Annotated in this window: 14 protein-coding genes; 11 read left to right on the top strand and 3 right to left on the bottom strand. The window is 57.9% G+C overall.

From position 1 onward, the window contains the following. Positions 1-942, bottom strand: a 942-nt coding sequence (locus HKN37_15570; protein ID NNE48070.1) for a phosphoglycerate kinase, incomplete at its 3' end; no start/stop codon positions are given. 84 nt (positions 943-1,026) lie between these two features. After that, positions 1,027-2,052, bottom strand: a complete 1,026-nt coding sequence (gap, locus tag HKN37_15565; GenBank protein NNE48069.1) for a type I glyceraldehyde-3-phosphate dehydrogenase — start codon at positions 2,050-2,052, stop codon at positions 1,027-1,029. Positions 2,053-2,366: 314 nt separating this feature from the next. Between gap and HKN37_15560 the strand changes: the two genes are divergently transcribed. The 4 genes from HKN37_15560 to nadA all read left to right on the top strand — a co-directional run bounded on the left by HKN37_15560 (position 2,367) and on the right by nadA (position 6,292). Further along, complete coding sequence (locus tag HKN37_15560; GenBank protein ID NNE48068.1) at positions 2,367-3,077, top strand: tetratricopeptide repeat protein; 711 nt, start codon at positions 2,367-2,369, stop codon at positions 3,075-3,077. A gap of 30 nt (positions 3,078-3,107) precedes the next feature. Beyond that, the gene (locus HKN37_15555; GenBank protein NNE48067.1) at positions 3,108-4,481 is read left to right on the top strand and encodes a sigma-54-dependent Fis family transcriptional regulator; all 1,374 of its coding nucleotides are present in this window, start codon (positions 3,108-3,110) and stop codon (positions 4,479-4,481) included. Positions 4,482-4,487: 6 nt separating this feature from the next. Beyond that, on the top strand, positions 4,488-5,231 hold the full coding sequence (locus HKN37_15550; GenBank protein ID NNE48066.1) for an ABC transporter ATP-binding protein: 744 nt from the start codon (positions 4,488-4,490) through the stop codon (positions 5,229-5,231). A 62-nt stretch (positions 5,232-5,293) separates the two neighbouring features. Then, complete coding sequence (nadA, locus tag HKN37_15545; protein ID NNE48065.1) at positions 5,294-6,292, top strand: quinolinate synthase NadA; 999 nt, start codon at positions 5,294-5,296, stop codon at positions 6,290-6,292. A gap of 2 nt (positions 6,293-6,294) precedes the next feature. Here the strand turns inward: nadA and HKN37_15540 are convergent, their stop codons facing one another. Continuing rightward, complete coding sequence (locus HKN37_15540) at positions 6,295-7,641, bottom strand: hypothetical protein (GenBank protein ID NNE48064.1); 1,347 nt, start codon at positions 7,639-7,641, stop codon at positions 6,295-6,297. Positions 7,642-7,752: 111 nt separating this feature from the next. Here HKN37_15540 and HKN37_15535 point away from each other — a divergent pair, with 111 nt between their 5' ends. The 7 genes from HKN37_15535 to HKN37_15505 all read left to right on the top strand — a co-directional run. Next, positions 7,753-8,394 carry an LON peptidase substrate-binding domain-containing protein gene (locus tag HKN37_15535; protein ID NNE48063.1) on the top strand — a complete coding sequence of 214 codons (642 nt, stop codon included), beginning with the start codon at positions 7,753-7,755 and terminating at the stop codon, positions 8,392-8,394. A 15-nt stretch (positions 8,395-8,409) separates the two neighbouring features. Continuing rightward, a complete protein-coding gene (locus tag HKN37_15530; GenBank protein ID NNE48062.1) occupies positions 8,410-9,264 on the top strand; it encodes an MBL fold metallo-hydrolase in 855 nt (284 codons plus the stop codon). A gap of 29 nt (positions 9,265-9,293) precedes the next feature. Continuing rightward, complete coding sequence (locus HKN37_15525) at positions 9,294-9,560, top strand: hypothetical protein (GenBank protein ID NNE48061.1); 267 nt, start codon at positions 9,294-9,296, stop codon at positions 9,558-9,560. Positions 9,561-9,916: 356 nt separating this feature from the next. Continuing rightward, positions 9,917-13,924, top strand: coding sequence for a type IX secretion system sortase PorU (porU, locus tag HKN37_15520; GenBank protein ID NNE48060.1), 4,008 nt, complete (start codon positions 9,917-9,919; stop codon positions 13,922-13,924). Between the two features lie 97 nt (positions 13,925-14,021). Next, entirely contained in the window at positions 14,022-15,155 is a 1,134-nt protein-coding gene (gene porV / locus HKN37_15515) for a type IX secretion system outer membrane channel protein PorV (protein ID NNE48059.1), read from the top strand. 39 nt (positions 15,156-15,194) lie between these two features. Next, on the top strand, positions 15,195-18,380 hold the full coding sequence (locus HKN37_15510; protein ID NNE48058.1) for a hypothetical protein: 3,186 nt from the start codon (positions 15,195-15,197) through the stop codon (positions 18,378-18,380). Continuing rightward, positions 18,377-19,696: hypothetical protein (locus HKN37_15505; GenBank protein NNE48057.1), on the top strand; the 1,320-nt coding region annotated here is incomplete at its 3' end. The genes HKN37_15510 and HKN37_15505, both read left to right, overlap by 4 nt.

Below are 19,696 nucleotides of genomic sequence, written 5' to 3'. Positions count from 1 at the left end.
TCCGTTCCAGACGACTGTGCGCGCCTGCTCAATCTCTGATCGATACGCCGCGATGGTAGCTGGACCGATATCCAGGCCCATAAACCCGTTCGGGATTCCGCCTGTCACACCCTGGCGCTCCGCGTCATTGTCAAATGCGGCCGCGACCAGGTGGTCGGTTGGCAGACGCAGTTTGCCTCCGCTTCGCTTGAGGAGATCCCTCGCCACATCCAGCTTGTCGTCCTCGACCAGAGACGTGCCCACACTGTGACCCGTCGCCTTGAGAAACGTATAGCTCATCGCACCGCCGATCAGAAGGGTGTCGACCAACGGAAGCAGATGTTCTATGACCCCGATCTTGTCGGATACCTTTGCACCTCCCAGCACCGCCACGAACGGGTGGCCGGGACTGCTGAGGACCGATGAAAGATGTTCGATTTCCTTTTCGAGCAGGTATCCCATCGCGGACCTCGGCAAGAGGTGAGTGACCCCCTCTGTCGATGCGTGCGAGCGGTGTGCCGAGCCGAAGGCGTCGTTAACAAAGACATCGCCCAGTGACGCCAGACTCGCGGCCAGGTCCGGGTCGTTCTTTGTTTCACCTGTGTGGAAACGCGTGTTCTCCAGCAAGACGATCGAAGACGGCGGAGCACTGCCGACGGCGGCGCGTGCGATCTCCCCGATTGTATCGGCGGAAAACGTTACGTTCGCGTCCGTTAGCGAGCGAAGGTGTTCTGCCACCGGCTTCAGGCTGTACGCAGGGTCGGGCGAGCCCTTCGGACGACCAAGGTGACTCATGAGGACGGCGGTCCCCCCCCGCGCCAGAATGACTTCAATGGTGGGGAGAGCGGCGCGGATGCGCGTGTCGTCTGTGACCACGCCATCATGCAGTGGAACATTGAAATCGACGCGTACAAGCACTCTCTTGCCATTGACGTCGAGATCATCCAGTTTGAGTTTACCCATTGCGCTGCCTGTGCCAGTCTACGGATGAACTTCGAACCAGATAGAGAGGAGTGCTCCGGCGAGCACCCCTCTCCACGGTGCTATCTAGGCTCCGGCCGCTGCAGGCGCCTTCTTCATCAGGAGCGCCACCATGTCTACGGTCCGGTTCGCGTAGCCCCACTCGTTGTCGTACCAGCCCACAACCTTAACCAGGTTGCCGGACGACATCGTCGAAAGAGCATCGAAAACACATGAGTGCGGATTGTGAACGATATCAATCGAGACAATCGGGTCCTCCGTGTATTCGAGGATTCCAGCCAGCGGGCCGGAGGCCGCACTCTTCACGGCTTTGTTGATCTCCTCGACGCTTGCATCCTTCTCCAACTCGACGGTCAGGTCGGTGAGCGAGCCGTCGAGCGTCGGAACACGCAGCGCAAATCCGTCCAGCTTACCGGCGAGGTGGGGCAGGACGAGTCCCACCGCCTTCGCGGCACCGGTGGTCGTCGGGATAATGGATGTGGCGGCAGCCCGCGCCCGCCTGAGATCCTTGTGCGGCGCGTCCTGGATTCGCTGATCGGCCGTATACGCATGGACCGTGGTCATCAAACCGCGACGTACGCCAAACGCATCGTCAAGAATCTTGACCATCGGCGCTAGGCAGTTGGTCGTACAGCTTGCGTTCGATATGACCTCCTCCGTTCCCGTAAGCACATCGTCGTTCACGCCCAGGACGACGGTCGCGTCTACGGCGCCGCTCGCGGGCGCCGATATCACCACCTTCTTTGCACCCGCCTCCAGATGAAGCGCTGCCTTCTCACGCGTCCGAAAGACACCGGTCGACTCTACGACCACGTCGACATCCAGCGCACCCCAGGGGAGCTTGGAAGGGTCGCGTTCGCTGAAAACCTTAAAACGGTCACCGTCTATTTCGAGTCCGTCACCGTATGTGGTGACTTTACCCGGATAGACACCGTGAACTGAATCATACTTGAACAGGTGGGCCAGGGTCTTCGAATCGGTCAGATCGTTGACCGCGACGATGTCAAATTCGTCCGAGCCCCGTTCCATTATTGATCGGAATACCAGACGTCCAATTCTTCCGAAACCATTAATCGCTAATCTGATGGCCATCAGAGTGATCCTCCTGATTGGTCATGGGTGGAATGTCAAATGGGTGCGGCGGGCCATACTCCGTCTTCGACTTCTCCGATCTTGAGAGGACCAGCCGTCACGCCGTTTAGAGACTAAAAAATAGCAAACGAAGTCTCGACTTGGCGTGCTCAGATCATGAAAACGAGCAGGAATCGCATATCGCCACTGTGATTTATCTGTGCGTTGGACATCCGGGTGGTAGGTGCCGTTGCGAAGGCGATCGTGATGGCAATATCTTATACGGCTATGCCGTTTGACCCGATGCAGGTTGCAGACACCCACCGATACGCCATATGTCGACTCTAAAACCCACCAAGAAGATTTCGCGTCGCCAGGAGCTTCGCCAGGACACTGTTGTCACGTTCTCGTCGCGCGTGTGGCAGGCTCTTGACAACAATCGGAACCTCGCGTACGGTATTCTTGGCGTCATCGCTCTAGTAGTAGTTGGCATCATAGGGTATTCCTACTGGCAGCAGCAGCGCGAGGCGGATGGCCAGCGATTTCTTGCTCCGGCCGTCAGCCTTTACGAGTCCGGCGATTACGAAGCCGCACTGAACGGTTCCGATGATACGATGGGCCTGCTCGCGGTCGCGTCAGACTTCAGCATAACCAACGCTGGCAATCTTGCACGATTCTACGCGGCCGACGCCCTATTTCGGCTGGGTGAGTATGATCGATCGCTCGAGCTGTTTGAGGATTTCGACAAGGATGCTAATTATCTCGGAGCGAGCGCACTTGCAGGAGAGGCAGCGATCCACGAGATGAAGGGACAATACGAGCGCGCCGGTGACCTCTTCAGGCGTGCGGCATTCCTGTTTCCCAACGACGTGACGGCTCCGGGCTACTTACTTGAGGCCGGTCGCGCATACGAGCTCGCGGGCGACTACAAGGCAGCCGTCGATGCCTACAATGCGGTGACGAAAGAGTATCCGGCATCCACGCAGGCTCGCAATGTGGACATTCTCGTCGCTCGTGCCGGGGCGATGCAGGCACCCAGCTCGTAGAGCACACCCCATCCCTTGCAGAGGTGACTCATGCCAACGATCCTGGTCGTCGACGACGAAGCCAGTATTCGCCGAACACTGAAAGAAATCCTTGAGTACGAGGACTTCGAAGTAGATGAGGCGGAAGACGGCGAGGCCGCGCTGAGCGCCATGAAGAAAGCGCATTATGACGTCGTTCTGCTTGACGTCAAGATGCCGAAAAAGGATGGTCTGGAGGTTCTGGCGATCGCGTCGAAAGAGATGCCGGAGATCCCCATTGTCATGATTTCCGGTCACGGGTCAATTGAAACAGCAGTCGAGGCCACGAAGCTCGGTGCGTTCGATTTTGTGGAGAAGCCGCCGGACTTGAACCGGCTGCTGGTGACCCTCCGAAATGCTCTGGATCGCGGCCAGCTCGCGACCGAGAATCGACGAATGCGGCAGACGCTCGTCGAGCATCATGAGGGCGACCTGACGCCTATCCTGGGTGACAGCCCGGCGATTTCCAGAATCAAGGAGACGGTAGAGCGTGTGGCGCCCACCGAGGCCCGGGTGCTAATCACCGGGGAAGCAGGGACCGGCAAAGAGTTGGTCGCCAAGTGGATCCACCACTTGTCCAATCGCGGCGACGGACCCGTCGTCGAGGTCAATTGCGCAGCGATTCCCAGCGAGCTGATCGAGAGTGAGCTCTTTGGGCACGAGAAAGGTTCGTTTACGGGGGCGACAAAGCAGCGGATCGGCAAGTTCGAACAGGCAGACGGCGGGACACTGTTTCTTGATGAGATCGGCGACATGAGCCTGTCCGCGCAGGCGAAAGTGCTTCGCGTACTTCAGGAAAATCGGATCTCGCGCGTTGGCGGAGATCGAAGCATCCCGGTTAATGTCCGCGTACTCGCAGCAACCAACAAGGATCTGCTGGTCCGGATAGAGGAGGGTGAGTTTCGCGAGGACCTGTATCATCGCCTGGGCGTGATTCTCCTTGATGTACCTCCCCTTCGTGAACGTCGGGAAGATATACCTACGATCGCCGAGCACTTCGCAGGCCGGCTTACGCGACGCAACGGCCTCGATCCGAAACCGTTCGAGGATGAGGCGATGGCGCGCCTGCGAACCCTGGAGTGGCGAGGAAACGTCCGAGAACTCCACAACGTGGTAGAGCGACTACTGATACTCAGCGCCGGCGATAGCATCACCGCACGCGATGTCGATCGCTTCGTTCAGAGCGGCGGAGCAGGGGCCAACAATTTTGATACGCTGCTGGACCGGTTTGCTCAGTTCAGTGAATTCCGCGACGAAGCCGAGAAGCTCTTCATAGAGCACAAATTGTCTCACTTCGACTGGAACGTCAGCAAGACCGCCGAGGCTATTGGCATTCAGCGCTCTCATCTGTATAACAAGATGAACAAGTACGGGATCGAGCGCTGATCGACCATGAAGAGCCCGCCGACAGATGTCACACCTCTCGTTCGCGTCCGGGACCTGACGAAGTCGTACCCTGCCGCGCTCAGTGGAAGTCTTCTTGTCCTGCAAAGCGTCAGCTTCGATATCCGTAGAGGTGAGATCGTCGGGGTCGTTGGCGAGAGTGGCAGCGGCAAGAGCACGTTGCTACACCTGCTCGGCGCTCTTGATCGACCAGATAGTGGTGACGTCCTCTTTGAAGGCGACAACATCTTTGCGAAAGAGGATTCTGACCTGTCGAAGTTTCGCAACCAACACGTCGGATTCGTATTCCAGTTTCACCACCTGCTGCCCGAGTTCACGGCTCTTGAGAACGTGGCGATGCCGGCGATTATCCAGCAACGTCCGCTCCGGCAGGTGCGCGGGCGCGCTCTCGAACTTCTCGACATTCTCGGCATCGCGGACCGTGCCGATCATCGGCCTCACGCCCTGTCGGGGGGCGAGCAGCAACGCGTGGCAGTCGCTCGGGCCCTCATGAATGCTCCGAGGCTGGTTCTGGCCGACGAACCGACCGGAAATCTGGATGGCGACACCGCTCATCGACTGCAGGAAGAGATCGTCAGGCTAAGCAGAGACCTGGAGCAGACGTTTGTGCTTGCAACGCACAGCACGACGCTTGCCGGCATGGCTGATCGACTGCTGCGGCTCGAAAACCACGTCATTTCGGAAGAACCCGCAGCGCGGCGACAAGGATCTGATGTGACGTCGGGTGGTTAAAAAGGGTGCTGGGGCAGGAAGAAATCACTTGATCAATCTTTACGGATACAACGCCTATTCTCATGATTCCATTGCAGACGATTCTTGATCCGGCTGTGGGCTACGTCGTAGAGGAAGTTGATCCGTCCACGGACCTCGTGGCCGCCATCGAGGATCTGAAGCGCGAAAAGAATGCCATTCTGCTTGCGCACTATTATCAGGAGCCCGAAATCCAGGACGTCGCCGACTACATCGGGGATTCGCTGGGGCTATCTCGACAGGCCGCCGAGACCAGCGCGGATATCATCGTGTTCGCCGGTGTCCACTTCATGGCGGAAACGGCCAAGATTCTCAGCCCGTCAAAGAAAGTGATTCTTCCGGATCTCAATGCGGGCTGCTCACTGGCTGACTCGTGCCCGGCCGACGAATTTGGCGACTTCATCAAGCTGCACCCGGGCCATATTGTTATCTCGTACATAAACTGCACGGCAGCCACGAAGGCCCAGACGGACATCATCGTCACCTCGTCAAATGCCGAGCACATTATTCGACAAATTCCCGCCGACCAGCCAATCATATTCGCGCCGGATAGAAACCTGGGTCGCTATCTGGCGAAGACCACCGGTCGGACGGACATGGTGATATGGGATGGCGTGTGCATAGTTCACGAGACGTTCAGCGAGAAGAAACTGGTCCGCCTCAAAATGAGGAATCCCGGTGTACCGGTCCTCGCGCACCCGGAGTGCGAAGAAGCCGTTCTTCGGCACGCTGACTTCATCGGATCCACAAGTCAGATCCGGAAGTACGCTACCGACAATAGCGCGTCGACCTTTATTGTTGCGACCGAGGAAGGGATCCTGCATCAGATGAAGAAGGACAACCCGGACAAGCAGTTCATTCCGGCTCCACCTGAAAGCGGATGCGCCTGCAACCAGTGTCCGCACATGCGGCTCAACACGATCGAAAAACTCTACCTGTGTCTGTTGCACGAGTGGCCGCAGATCGAGATGGAGGAATCGCTTCGCCTTCGCGCACTGCGCCCGATCGAGAAGATGCTCGAGATGAGTGCCGCGATCAAGTAGAGCTAGAACCGGAATCTCAGGCCCGTATAGGGCTCGAAGCGCCGCTGCACGACGAAGCGGTCTACCCCATCCGCCTGTTGCTCCGCACGTTCGTAGGAGTAGATTGCTCGCACGAACAGCCAGAATCCTCGGGCGACGTGATAGTCTGTTCGAAGCTGAAGCGTCGTCTGGTCTCCCACATCATTGAAGAGCGTAAAAAAGCTCTTGAGTCCGCCACGATCCTGAGACACCTGCGCGGACAATCGGCCGGTCTGGAAGAAAAGTCGGAGGTGGTACTCGCTGAGCGGGGCGCCCCCGAAATGTCTCCGGAAGCTATACCAGAACTCGAATTGATCGAAAAATAGCACTCGGAGTTCCGTTTCGAACGACGTTCCGCGCTCCGCGTCCTGAAGACGAAGTCCCACGAGAGCATCGATGGGATCTGTACCGGAGAAGTCTTCTGACTTGATTATTCGTGCACTGGGATTGTTAACACGGTACAGCGAACCGACGTATCCAGGGATGAATCCGTCATCGCTGACGTATAGCGCAAAGCGCAGTCGAAACCGGGCGACATCGATGAAGTTGTCGCTCAACATTTCGCCGCCGAGTCCGAAGCCGGCGCCGGCGTCTCGATACGCACTTACGGTGGCGAACGGTTGGATGATCACTTCGCCAACACTGGCAGCAGTGAACCGAAGGTCGAACGTGTATGCGGTGATGAGCGGTTCTCCACCAAATTGACGACGATCTGTTACGTAGGCCGCTCCAATTTCAAGCGACCGCGCGTTCTCTTCCTTCGCCCAGAAGAGAGGCCGAACGGAAAGTCGTCCGCCCATGACACGATTCATACGCACGTCATCACTGAACACACGGACGTCGAACATAGGACCCGGCCACATTGCCTCCAGGCCGACCGTGCGATCATCCCAGACCGTCTCCGAACTGAAGAAGTTGGCGACGTGTCCGGTCCCGAGTCGGAACCGGTTGGTCGGGCCCGCGCGCAGGTAGAAGCCTCGCGGGGAAGGAGTCAGGCGCACGAACTCGACGAGGCGCAGGAGATCGTATGCTCCGTTGATGTCCGGGTCGTAAGCACCCGAGATACCGCCGCGAAACGTGCCATTGAAGCGGGCCGAGAGGTCCATGCCGCGGTATTCGACAGTAACACCTGTGGCGGCGCGCCAGTCGGGACCGATTAGGGACAGGCCGCCCCGGACGTCTGCGTTGATCGATCGGCGCCAAACCGTTCCGGACGCCGTTTCCGAAGGATCGTCGGCCGAACCAAAGTTGGCCGGCTGGGCGATCGCCGTCGCATGCGCAAGCAAGAAAACTATCAATGACCGGGTGCGCACGTTCGTTGGTGTCCGCATTCATGACGTCGGGCTATACACAAGGTACGCACAGACGGCACGTCCTCAGAAACAAGACGGCGTAGGAGTCGATATCAAGGGCGGCCACACGATCTTCGCCGACCACACCGGATGACAGCAGAACATCTTCCACTATTTCCACTCGATCTGGTCCTGTATCCCGGCGAGACGGTACCACTCCACATCTTTGAACCGCGATACAAGGAGATGATCAGGGATTGCCTTTCGGGTGATCGATCCTTCGGCGTCGTCCTGGCGGTTGAAGGTGTGCTGTCGGACGTCGGGTGTGTCGCGGAGATTCGGCAGATACTGAAACGGTATCCAGATGGCCGACTCGACATCGCTGTCGAGGGCCGCCAGCGATTTCGTGTGCGAGAAGTCTCCGAGGACCGACAGTACATGCAGGGGCGCGTAGATGTACTACCCGAAGCGTCGGAGGAAGTGGACCCGAACATCCAACAGCGGGTCATTGCACAACATATGAAGCTTCTGGAACTGGCCGGACGAGACGTGAGCCCGTCGATCTACGAGGACGTCGACATGGTTTCGTTCTTCATCGCTCAGAATGCCGGCCTGACACTCGCCCAGAAGCAGAGCGTACTTGAGAAGGAATCTGAGTCGGATCGGATCTCGTTTCTCGTGTCGTTCCTGGAAGGGTTCATACCGCAAGTGGAGAAGATGGGCACGTTGAGGGAGAAGATCCGGTCGAACGGTCACTTCAAGGATTTTCCGCCAGATGTAAGTGAGGACTAATTATTGGAAAAGGCTATGACCCGCATGGGCGATTACATCCTCAGGTCGATCGACGCCGGCACGTTCGGACTCGACGGCGGAGCGATGTTTGGTGTCATCCCCAAGCCACTGTGGGAGAGGAAGATCGCCGCCGACAACCGGAATCGTATCCGGCTCGCGATGCGATGCCTGCTCGTCGAAGGCCAGGACCGGCTGATCCTGATTGACAACGGAATCGGCACGAAATTCGACGAGAAGTTCGGTCACATCTACGATGTCGACACAAATTCTTCCAGCCTCGAGGGTTCGCTTCACGGGGCGGGCCTTGGGCTGGATGATGTCACTGACGTGATCTTGACACACCTTCATTTCGATCACTGCGGGGGAAGCACCATGAGATCCGGAGATACTCTGGCGGTTGCGTTTCCCAATGCCAGGTTTCATGTCCAGGTTGATCACTGGCGGACGGCCAACGCGCCGAATCCTCGCGAGCGGGGGTCATTCCTGAAAGAGAATCTTGCTCCGCTCGCGTCGTCGGGGCAGCTAGTCCTTTGTGATGGTGAGACCGAGCTGTTTCCGGGGGTATCCGTAATGACCGTCGATGGCCACACAGAGAAGATGCAACTTGTCAAGCTGGAAGGGGGTGGCAAGACGCTGGTCTATGCAGCCGATCTGCTGCCCACGCGATTTCACCTTCCCGCGGCGTGGACAATGGCGTACGACGTAGAGCCTCTGGTGACGATCAGGGAGAAGGCTGCATTTCTAAATTCGGCGCTTGAAGGAAACTGGCACCTGTTCTTTGAACACGACCCGGAGGTCGAAGTTGGATCGGTTTCGATGGGAGAGCGAGGGCCCCGGGTCGTTGACGAGAGACGGCTTGATGAGTTGTAGTTTGAGATAACCAGTACAACCCCCTGATTATGGACAGCGAGTCTAGTTCGGGAACGCCCACCGGTGTTCAACACGACGTGCGAAAGATCCGACGAAGTATTTCGTCCATCTATCATGACATCAACAATCCGATTTCGATCGTTGCGGGAAATACCGAGATACTGATTGAGATGGCGGCGTCCGCGGGTCTGGGTTCGGAGTTTGTGGATCCGCTGAGGGACATCGACAAGGCGACGCGTCAGATTTCGGAACAGGTTGAACGCCTCATTGAGGTTCAGGACCTTATGCCGGACTAGGATCCGCCGGTCCGTTTTGCTCGCTCTGTGGACAAACGACCAAGATTGACTTGAAACGGATCACAATGCGGTCGATCCCCCGCATAAGAGGAACTCTGCGGTCGAATACCGTTACAAACCCGCTCGGAGCCGATTACAAGCCGTCCGGTTTCCCTGCCTTTTTCCACGGTCGACGGCGCGTTATCTTCCCGGGTGCTGATATGCCCGGGTCAAACAACCGATAATCGAACAAGCCTATCGTGACATTCCGCTACGATCTGTACCGTTGAAGTAAGTAACCAGACAGAGCCTCGTTCCGAGGCAAACGTTAGCGGATCTTGTTCGAACAGCGTACCCATCGTCAATCGTCCGGCCGCATGCGGTCGGACCATCTCCGGCCTTCCGTCGGGATTCTCATGCTCGCGATCGCTGCGATGTGGGCCCCGGCGATTCGTGCGCAGAACGTGGCCACGTCGGTAGAGCAGTCGACTACGTCGACGACCGTCGAATTCAACTTCCAATGGTCGAGCACCCTCCGCGCCGCCGTTGACTCAGTTTCGTTGTCGTCTCCGCAGCTGTCAGCGGCGATGATCAGATCGATCACGGGGGGTGAACCTCTGGCGTCCGAGACCATTCCGGTGTCAGCGAATGCTACCGCCCAAATCGTAGCTGCTGAGTACGATGAAGTCGTGGTTTCAGTCGGTTCGGCTCCTAGATCGCTGCTTCGATCTCTATCGTCGGACATTGCCAGTGTCGACGGAGTAGGTTGGCAAAGGAAGCGGCTCGTGGGGTCTGTTGCCGTTCGTCCGGTTCACTACGACGCAGCGTCCGGGCGACTGCGCCGGTACAGGCGCATCGTGGTCCGTGTTGCGGGAGGCGAATCTGCAAATTCGAAGCGATTGGCGACAGGTCAGTTTGTGAACGGGCATCTCTCCGTTGAGAGAAGCGTTCTTGCCGACGGTACCGTTTACAAGGTGCCGATAGCCGAGGAGGGAATCTTCAAGATCGATCGCAGCTTCCTCTCGCAGCTGGGCCTCAACCCTGACAATGTCGAGCCGAACAACGTCCAGGTCTTCGGGAATGGAGGAGCGCCACTTCCCGCGCTCAATTCGGATATCCGTCCAGCCGACCTGCAGGAGCGTCCGGTCTTGGCTGTGGGTGGGGGTGATGGTTCGTTTGCCGCGGCTGACGCTGTTTTCTTCTATGCGCGCGCACCCAGCGGTTGGCGATTCGACGATGAGACGAGTGAGTGGCAGCACTACGTGCATCCGTTTTCGAAGCAGAACTACGTCTTTGTTCGCGTCGGCGTTGGTAGTAGTGCGAAGGTCGAATCCGTGGTATTCCCGAATCTGCAATCGCCTGTCGTGCTGACTGAGGTGGTCGGGCGACATTTCGTAGACCCCGATGTGTTCATATGGAGCAAGGAACACGGAAGTGGCCACACGTGGGTGAGTAACCCGATTCAGTCAGGCGGGCGATTCGACATCATGAGTGGCGTCAGTCTTCCCGGCTTCGCCGGCGGTGACATTCAGATGACCTCCCGTGTCGCGATAAAGTCGAACCCGCTGGCGACCGTGCAATTTGACGCAGGGTCCCAGGTATTGGGCTCCATCTCGGCGTCACGGATCATATCGCCAGGCGCCGAGCAGCCTTCGGCGGCTGTTTCGACTCGATCGTTCTCCTATCTCTCCGCCCCGGCAGGACCGTTGAGCATAAGAATGACCCTGCTCCAACAGAGCAACGATCCGCAGGCTGCGCTCGATTGGCTTCGGCTCACGTACCCTCAGAGGTTGCAGGCGGTCGACGGAGTTCTTCGATTCAGCACGCCGTCCGCGGCATCCGGCGCTCACGAGCTCCGGTTGGGCGGATTCATCACGGCGCCGACCGTCTGGGACGTCACGAACCCGGCAGCCATTCGTGCACTTGAGGTGCGCCAGGGGTCGGGTTCATTCGACCTCCAGCTCGACCTTGTCGGTGCTGCTGAACCAAGAGAGATCATTGCGTTCGACGTGACGGCAGCACGACTGCTCGATTCGGAGCTGGCCTCTCTGGTTCCGGCTCAGAATTTACACGGGCTGGCCGGATATCCGGACTTCGTAATCTTTACGCCGCCCGACTTCCGTGCCATTGCCACCCAACTCGCGGATCGCCGTCGTAACGAGGGCCTTGTCGTGGAAGTCGTGGATATCCAGAGCCTGTATAACGAGTTTTCCGGCGGTGTCCCGGATATGCGGGCGACGCGCGACTACATCAAGTTCTTGTATGACCGGGCGCCGGATGACGAGAATCTGATCAAGTACGTCCTGTTCCTTGGCGACGGCCATTTCGACTACCGTGGGCTCAGGACAGGCATCTCGCAGACTCCAAACCACATATTCCCGTACGAAACAGAGGAGTCCTATAACCCCGATCGGAGCTACACATCGGACGACTACTTCGGACTTCTGGATGACGGGGAAGGTGTCTGGGAATACCGGGGCTTCGGATTCACATCCTTCGAACGAATGGATGTTGGTATCGGCCGTTTCCCTGTTCGAACCGTCCAGGAAGCGCAAATGATGCTGGACAAGGTGGTGTCATACGAATCGCCGGAGACGTTCGGTCCATGGCGGGGTACCTACACTTACATCGCCGACGATGCGTTTACCGGTGCAACCGGCAACCGTCCCGAAAGCGATCTGCATCTTCAGAATATCGATTCGGTTGCGGAATTGGTTCGACAGGGGCTCTATCCGTCGATCAACGCGCGCAAAATTTACGGTGAGTCGTTCGAGCGAGTGTTTCTGAATGAGTTTCGGATTCCGGACGCCAAGAAAGAGATCCTCAAATCCATTGAGAGCGGGACCCTGGTCGTCAACTATTCGGGGCACGGTGGTCCGAGTGGACTCGCCCAGGAGGAGCTCTTCACGAAGGAAGATGCTGCAGCGCTGACGAACAGAGACAAGTTGTCGGTCTTCATCACGGCGACGTGCTCGTTTGGCTGGTGGGACATCGATGATTTCGAAAGTGGTGCGGAGACTCTCCTCCTGAATCCAGACGGCGGTGCCGTTGCGATGCTGACGACGGTCCGGCTCGTCTACACGTCGAGCGACACTTCGTCGCTGAATCCGGGATTGAATCGAGCCCTGAACACAGAGCTGTTCCGCCGCGACGCCGCGGGCCTGCCGGTACGTCTCGGCGATGCGATGCTTGGCACCAAGAATACCAGCGTTGGCCTGCTGGGCAACAGTCGCAAGTTCAACCTCCTGGGCGACCCGACCATGCGCCTCGGAATTCCTCCGCGCGAGACGACCGTTGACCGCGTGAATGGTGTGGATGTCAGCGAGGGTACCGGGCAGCTGCCGGCACTGGAGCGCATCACTATAGCAGGCTCGGTCCGGCGAGTCGATGGTTCGATCGACGATTCCTTCGACGGCCGGGTTGCAATTACAGTCTTCGACGCGGAGCGAGAGGTGCCCATCCGCTATCGTGCATTCATGCCTACACCTTACTATCTGGTTCGTGAGGATCTCATCTGGAGAGGCTCGGTTCGCACCAGCAACGGACAATATGAAGCTACCTTCGTCGTGCCGAAGGACATCTCGTACAGCAACCGGTCGGGCCGCATATTCACCTACGCAACGAACGCGGACGGTCATGCGATGGGCTATACGGAGAATGTCGTAGTCGGTGGTACGTCGGCGAATCCTCCGGACGACTCAGTCGGTCCGGAAGTATCGCTCTTTCTCAACGACACGACCTTTGTTTCAGGCGGCCTGACGCACCCGGAGCCGTCGTTGATCGTCAGGTTGTTCGATGAGAGCGGTATCAATACGGTCGGGGCGGGGGTCGGACACGAGTTGCTGCTTGTTGTAAATGGCGAGGAAAGCTCAGCTATTGATATCAGTTCAAGCTTTCAGGCCGATGAGAACTCATTTCAGCGCGGTGCCGTTCAGTGGGATCTGTCCGCGCTCCAGCCCGGTCCCGGTAGCGTGTCTGTCAGAGCGTGGGATGTTCTGAACAACTCGTCGAGCGAGACGCTGGAATTCCTTGTTTCCGAGAGCACGGACCTGACAATTCGCAACGTCTACAACTACCCCAACCCGACCAGCGGTCGCACGCGCTTCATTTTAGAGCACAATCAGTTACCGGGAACGCTGGCGGAAGCAAGAGTCCGGATTTACTCTCTAAACGGCCGGCCGATACGAACGATGGAGGGGTCCGAGATTTTGCCGGCTGGCTCTCTCGGCGCCGGTCCCGTGGTTGCAGAGTGGGACGGACTGGATGATGACGGCGATCGCGTGGCGACCGGTGTCTATTTGTACAAGGTGACACTGGAGGTAGAACGTCCCGAAGGCGACCGACAGATCGCGGAGCAGATAGAGAAACTTGCACTTATTCGGTAGCGGCTTTTGCCAAAACCTTTTCCTTCTTACGACGTCAATTACACAACGCACTAGAGTGAAGATCATGAACCGTTCCAATTCGATCACACAGCACCGCATGAGCGCGATCCGCCGGGGCGGTTCCGTTGCACTGGTGCTCGCCATGGCGCTCGCTCTCACGAGCCCCTTCGCCCGTGCTCAGGTCGGTGGGGCGGGAGTCGTATTTCTCAAGATCGAACCCGACAGCCGAAGCGCCGGTATGGGTAACGCCGGAGTGGCACTGGCGGACAACGCCAGCGCCAGTTTCTGGAACCCGGCCGGGCTTGCCTTCCAGACTGGCACCGAAGCTGGTATCACGCACTCAAACTGGCTACCGGAGTTTGACGTGGGTCTGTTCTACGAGTACCTCGTCGCCAAGCACCACGTCCCTGGCTGGGGAACGTTTGGCGCTCATGTGACCTACCTGAATCTTGGCGAACATGAGGGCCGCGATGAGCAGAACCTGCCGACGGGCACGTTCCGCTCGTACGACCTGGCTCTCGGCGCGTCCTATGGATTCAAGGTCTCGAAGAACTTTGCACTCGGTACGAGTCTGCGGTTCATCTACTCAAACCTTGCGCCAGGCCAGACCGTCGGTTCTCAGGAAACCAAGGCCGGTGTCTCTACGGCCTTCGATCTCTCAGGGCTTTATCGAACCGACCAGTTTAACCTGGGCAGCATTCCGACCACGTTCTCGGCAGGTTTTAATCTGGCGAACATGGGTCCAAAGATCCAGTATTCGGACAGCGATCAGGCGGACCCCATCCCGACCAACTTTAGGTTTGGCACCGGGTTGTCATTCGACTTTGACGAATTCAATTCATTGAACTTCGTGGTCGATTTCAACAAAGACCTGATCGATCGGGATTCGACGGGCTCCGCATCCTGGTATAAAGCCATCTTCAGTTCGTGGAAGCCGATCAATATTGATCTGACCGTAAATGATGACGAGGATGATGTCGAGAAGGTGGGAGTGTTCCGCCAGTTGACGATCGGCGGCGGGCTCGAATACTGGTACAACAAACTGTTTGCACTTCGCGGTGGCTACTTCTACGAGGATCCGTACAACGGCAACCGGAAGTTTCTCACACTGGGAGCTGGAATCAGGTACAATATTATCGGTGTTGACTTCTCGTACATTTATGCTCTCGAAGAGGACTCGCCGCTTGCCAACACGATGAGATTCTCGCTGTTGCTGAATTTCGCCGGTTAACCCGAATTGCAGATTCGCGAATCTGGCAGGCCGCAAAGGATGGATAGAGGTCGAAGTAAGCAGAAACTGCTTAGCTGTCTCGGCCGACGTCGTATTCTCTGTGGCCTGTTGCTTATTTCTGCCGTCGCAGGACGTGCCGGTGCCCAGGGAATTACTCCCCGGATTCATCGGATTCAGGCGACCTCGCAGTCGGTTGAGAAGCCGACAACGGGATGGTTCACCGTCATAGGACTCCAGGTGGAGTTCCAGCCCGATACGTCACGATTTACCTCGGGCGAGGGTACGTTTGCCTCGGATCCGTACGGTGGCCTGGTTCCGAAAGTAGACCCCCTTCCTCACGACTCCTCGTTCTTCAGGGCGCATCTAACTGCCCTTCACAACTATCTGCGTTCGGTGTCGGACGGGCAAGTCCAAATCCAGCCCATGCTACTTCCCGAGGTCGTCCGGGTCACGGGAAAAATGGAGGAGTATAGCCCCGTCGGATTGGATGCCTCGTCCGACGAGCAGCTATCGAAACTGGCTTCGCTTGTCACCGAGGCCTGGACGATCGCCGATCAGCAAGTGGAGTTCGTCACGCCTATTGGTCTCGATCCGGAGCGAGTTCTATTTGTTCTTTTTCACGCAGGCATAGGTCGCGATATCGAGCTCGTCGGTACCACACTCGACAAGACGCCGCTAGACCTTCCATCGATCTACTTCGACGGCATTTCGCTCGATCGACTTGGGGCGACTGGCCTGAGCTTCAAGGGACTGCCCGTGGCGAATACGGCCGTGATTCCGCGCACGGAAACGCGGCGAGGATTTGATTTTCTGTCGGACGAGTACTTTCTCGTCGAGCTGACGACAAACGGGCTGCTCGCGGCAAGTTTTTTCAATTTCCTGGGCGTTCCAGATCTGTTCGACACTGCGACAGGGGAGAGCGCGATAGGTCCTTTCGGACTTATGGACCCCCTTGGAATCTTTGCATATGGCGGTCTGATTCCGCCCGAGCCCAGCGCCTGGACGAAGGTGTTCCTGAAGTGGGTAGAGCCGATTGAGGTTCGCGGAGGCCTTCCGGTAGAGCTGACGTTGCGTGCTGCATCCGGGCCGGAGTCGGATGTCGCGCGTGTATGGATCTCGGACTCAGAATACTTCTTGATCGAGAATCGACATCGCGATGTTGATGGTGACGGATTATCGCTGCAGGTCTGGAATGACGGAACGGTTACGGATCAGTCTTTCGAAAACGGTGATCCGGAATTCAACAGCAGAACGATTGATGGATTTGCGGGTGGAGTCGTGATTGGTGTCGACGATCACGACTGGGCATTGCCGGGCGGCCTGGACGAAAACGACAATCCGCTTGTCGGGGGCGTCCTCATCTGGCATGCCGACGAGCGTAAGATCAGGCAGGCCATCACGACGAACACGGTGAATGCCGACCCGTCGTGGAGAGGGTTGGATGTCGAAGAGGCAGACTCGGGCCAGGACCTCGGATATCCGTCCCGGGGACTATTCGGTTCTGCGCTCGATCTTGGAACGCCATTCGATTTCTTCTACGCTGGCAATCCAGCGACTGTCATAACATCGTCGGGTCGCGAGGTGGTGCTGTATGAAAACCGTTTCGGCGACGACACCTATCCTGACAGTCGATCCAACGAAGGCGGACCGAGTTTTGTCGAGGTTGCTGATTTCTCGGCACCGGGGCCGGTCATGTCGGCGGTCGTGCGGCGAGTGGGTGGGTCGTCGGCGAGTCCGGCAGACGACGCCTCCTTTCATCTTGAGGACGCGTACCAGACTGAATCTGCGACAGGCGTCAAGTGGTGCGACGAGGCAGCGAGTCCGTTCTACGCTGTGGCTGTCAGGCATGCCGGCACGGGTCGTCGCGCGTTCGTCTTCGCGGACGACGACGGCCTTATTTCGATTGTCGAAGACGTCGAATTTGTCGAGACCCAGTCCGCCTGCGTTCGTGATGAGTTATGGACGATATCGGTTCTTGAAGGGGAGTTCCAAATCACGCGGATCGATCCGAGAACGGGTCAGACATCATCGGAGCCAGTCGGCGTTTCGGCGGACGACTATTTGCCTGTGTCACCGATAATGATTGTTGGGGCGGATGCTTACATCGTGTTTGCCTCCGCCATCGGTGGTCTTATCCTGACACTGGATTCGGCCGGTACAGTCGTCTCGTCCGTGGCGCTCCAGAGCGTGCCTCTGGGAGCATCGTATGGAGGGGAAGGGAGGCTCGCCATTGGTTTTGATGGGTCAATCGAGCTCGTAAGTGCTGATGGATCCATCGTGACCACCTGGGAAACCAGCGCGCTCGGTGTAGGTGCGGCAGGCACCTGGGCGTTTGGCACTGACGTTGATGGAATTCTGGGCGTAGCGGCTCCACGGGATGGACGGATACTTCTGTTGCAGGAATTAGGTGAGATTCGCGTACTCGATCCGCTCCGCATTCTTCGGTCGTCACTGGAGTGGAACTGGCCGGATCGTGTTCCTGCTCCGATGCTAGATGATGTTGATGGCGACGGCAGGCTGGATGTCGTAGTCGCGCGTGGTAGTCAGCTTCTTGCGTTTACACGTGGCGGCGCGCTGGCCGAAGGATTTCCGATCGACCTGCGGTCGCCGGCCACGGCGCAGTCCCTGATGATCGGGGGAGTGGAGCGCACCCGTCCGATCGTACTCGTATCCGGGGAGAACGGATACGTCAGCGCGTTCGACATGGAGCAGCGCGGTCGTCTGGTCGATGGCTTTCCGCTGCCTGCGGGAGGCTCTATCGTCGCAACGCCGGGTCTACGATTGGATCGTCTTTATACGGTATCAGTCGATGCGGACTTTCGCGTCTGGGACCTCGTCGAACCCGGCGAGCCGCGATGGGGTGAATTCCTCGGAGGGTCCGGCAACCTGTCGTTTGTGGAGCTTGCGGAACGTGATGGAACGTCGCCGGACGCGGGAGCGCTATTGCTTGCAGCAGAGACATACAACTGGCCAAATCCAGTGCGGGATGGACGCACTAATTTCAGGGTCGCGACGACCGACCACGCCTCGGTCGTCATCACGATCGTAGATATGGCAGGTGGATTCGCGGGTAGCCTGAGCGTCCCGGTGGTTCGGCCCGGGGCCCCCTTCGAAATGACGTGGGAAACAGACGCACCGAGCGGTCTGTACTTCGCGCGCATCACGGCAACCTCCGACTCCGGAAGATCTGAATCCCGACTGATCAGCCTGGCGATCGTTCGATGAATCGAAGCCTCACGATCATAGCGACCGCATTCTGCCTGGCGTCGATGCTTCCGGCGTCGTCCACCGCCCAGGTGTCTCCATCGTTCTATGATTTCGTTCGAGGCGACCTAAAGTGGAGTACCCTCGAGACGCCGCATTTCCGGGTACACTTCCATTCGAGCGCGGATGGTCCCACGAGTGAGCGGTCCGCCCGGATCGTGGCTTCGATTGCGGAAGAAATCTACGGTCCCATTACCGAGCTTTACGCTCACGAGCCTGATGCGAAGGTCTCGATTGTCCTGCGCGACTTTGAAGACTATTCCAACGGTGCCGCATACTTTTTTGACAACGTCATACAGCTCTGGTCGCCGGCTCTGAACACTCCGTTTCGTGGTCGGCACAACTGGCTGCGTAATGTCGTGACGCACGAGTTCACCCACATCGTGCAAGTCGGCGCCGCGATGAAGTCGACGCGGCGAGTCCCTTTCTATTACTTCCAGATGCTCACGTACGAGGATGTCCGCCGCCCGGACGTCCTGTATGGTTATCCGGACGGCATCGTCACGTACCCGATTCCGGTCGTCAACAATCCGGCGTGGCTTGCCGAAGGCACCGCACAGTACCAGCGAACCGGAATGAGCTTTGACACGTGGGATTCTCATCGGGATATGCTTTTGCGCACCCGCGTACTAGCGGATGAAATGCTGTCGCTCGCCGATATGGGAGGGTTCTACTCGCACAACAGTCTCGAGCGCGAAACGGTATACAACCAGGGGTTTGCCTTTACGCAGTACCTCGCCGGCAGGTATGGAGAGCAGGCGCTTCGGGACCTCACGCTGTCGCTGGGATCCTGGAAGTCATGGAATTTCCAGCGCGCCGCCAGGAAAGCCCTGGGCGAGAACGGCAGATCTATCTACGAGGACTGGAAGGAGGATTTGAGCAGCGGGTATGCAGAGGCTACGTCGAAGGTCCGCACCGATCCGGTCGCTGGCCGACTTCTTCAAGGAGAGGGCTTCCTCAATCGACACCCGGCGTTTTCGCCGGAGGGTGATCGATACGGATACGTTTCAAATCGCGGACGTGACTTCAGTCAGACCGGACTGTACGTCGTCGACAGTAACGGTCATGAGGAACTTGTTCTGAAAGGAGAGGGTCTCCTCGAAGATCCCTTCACCTATACCTGTGCGCTTGGACATCGCGTTGCGTCACGTGCATTCGGATCATTCTCCTGGTCGCCGGATGGAGGCAGTATCGTCTATTCTCGCCGCCGCGACAATGCAAAGGGCTACTACTTTGCGGATCTCTACGAATACGAGTTGGAGAGTCGAACCGAGAAA

The organism is Rhodothermales bacterium, assembly GCA_013002345.1.
In the GTDB taxonomy this organism is placed as follows: Bacteria; Bacteroidota; Rhodothermia; order Rhodothermales; family JABDKH01; genus JABDKH01.
This window is presented reverse-complemented; position numbering and strand designations above follow the sequence as displayed.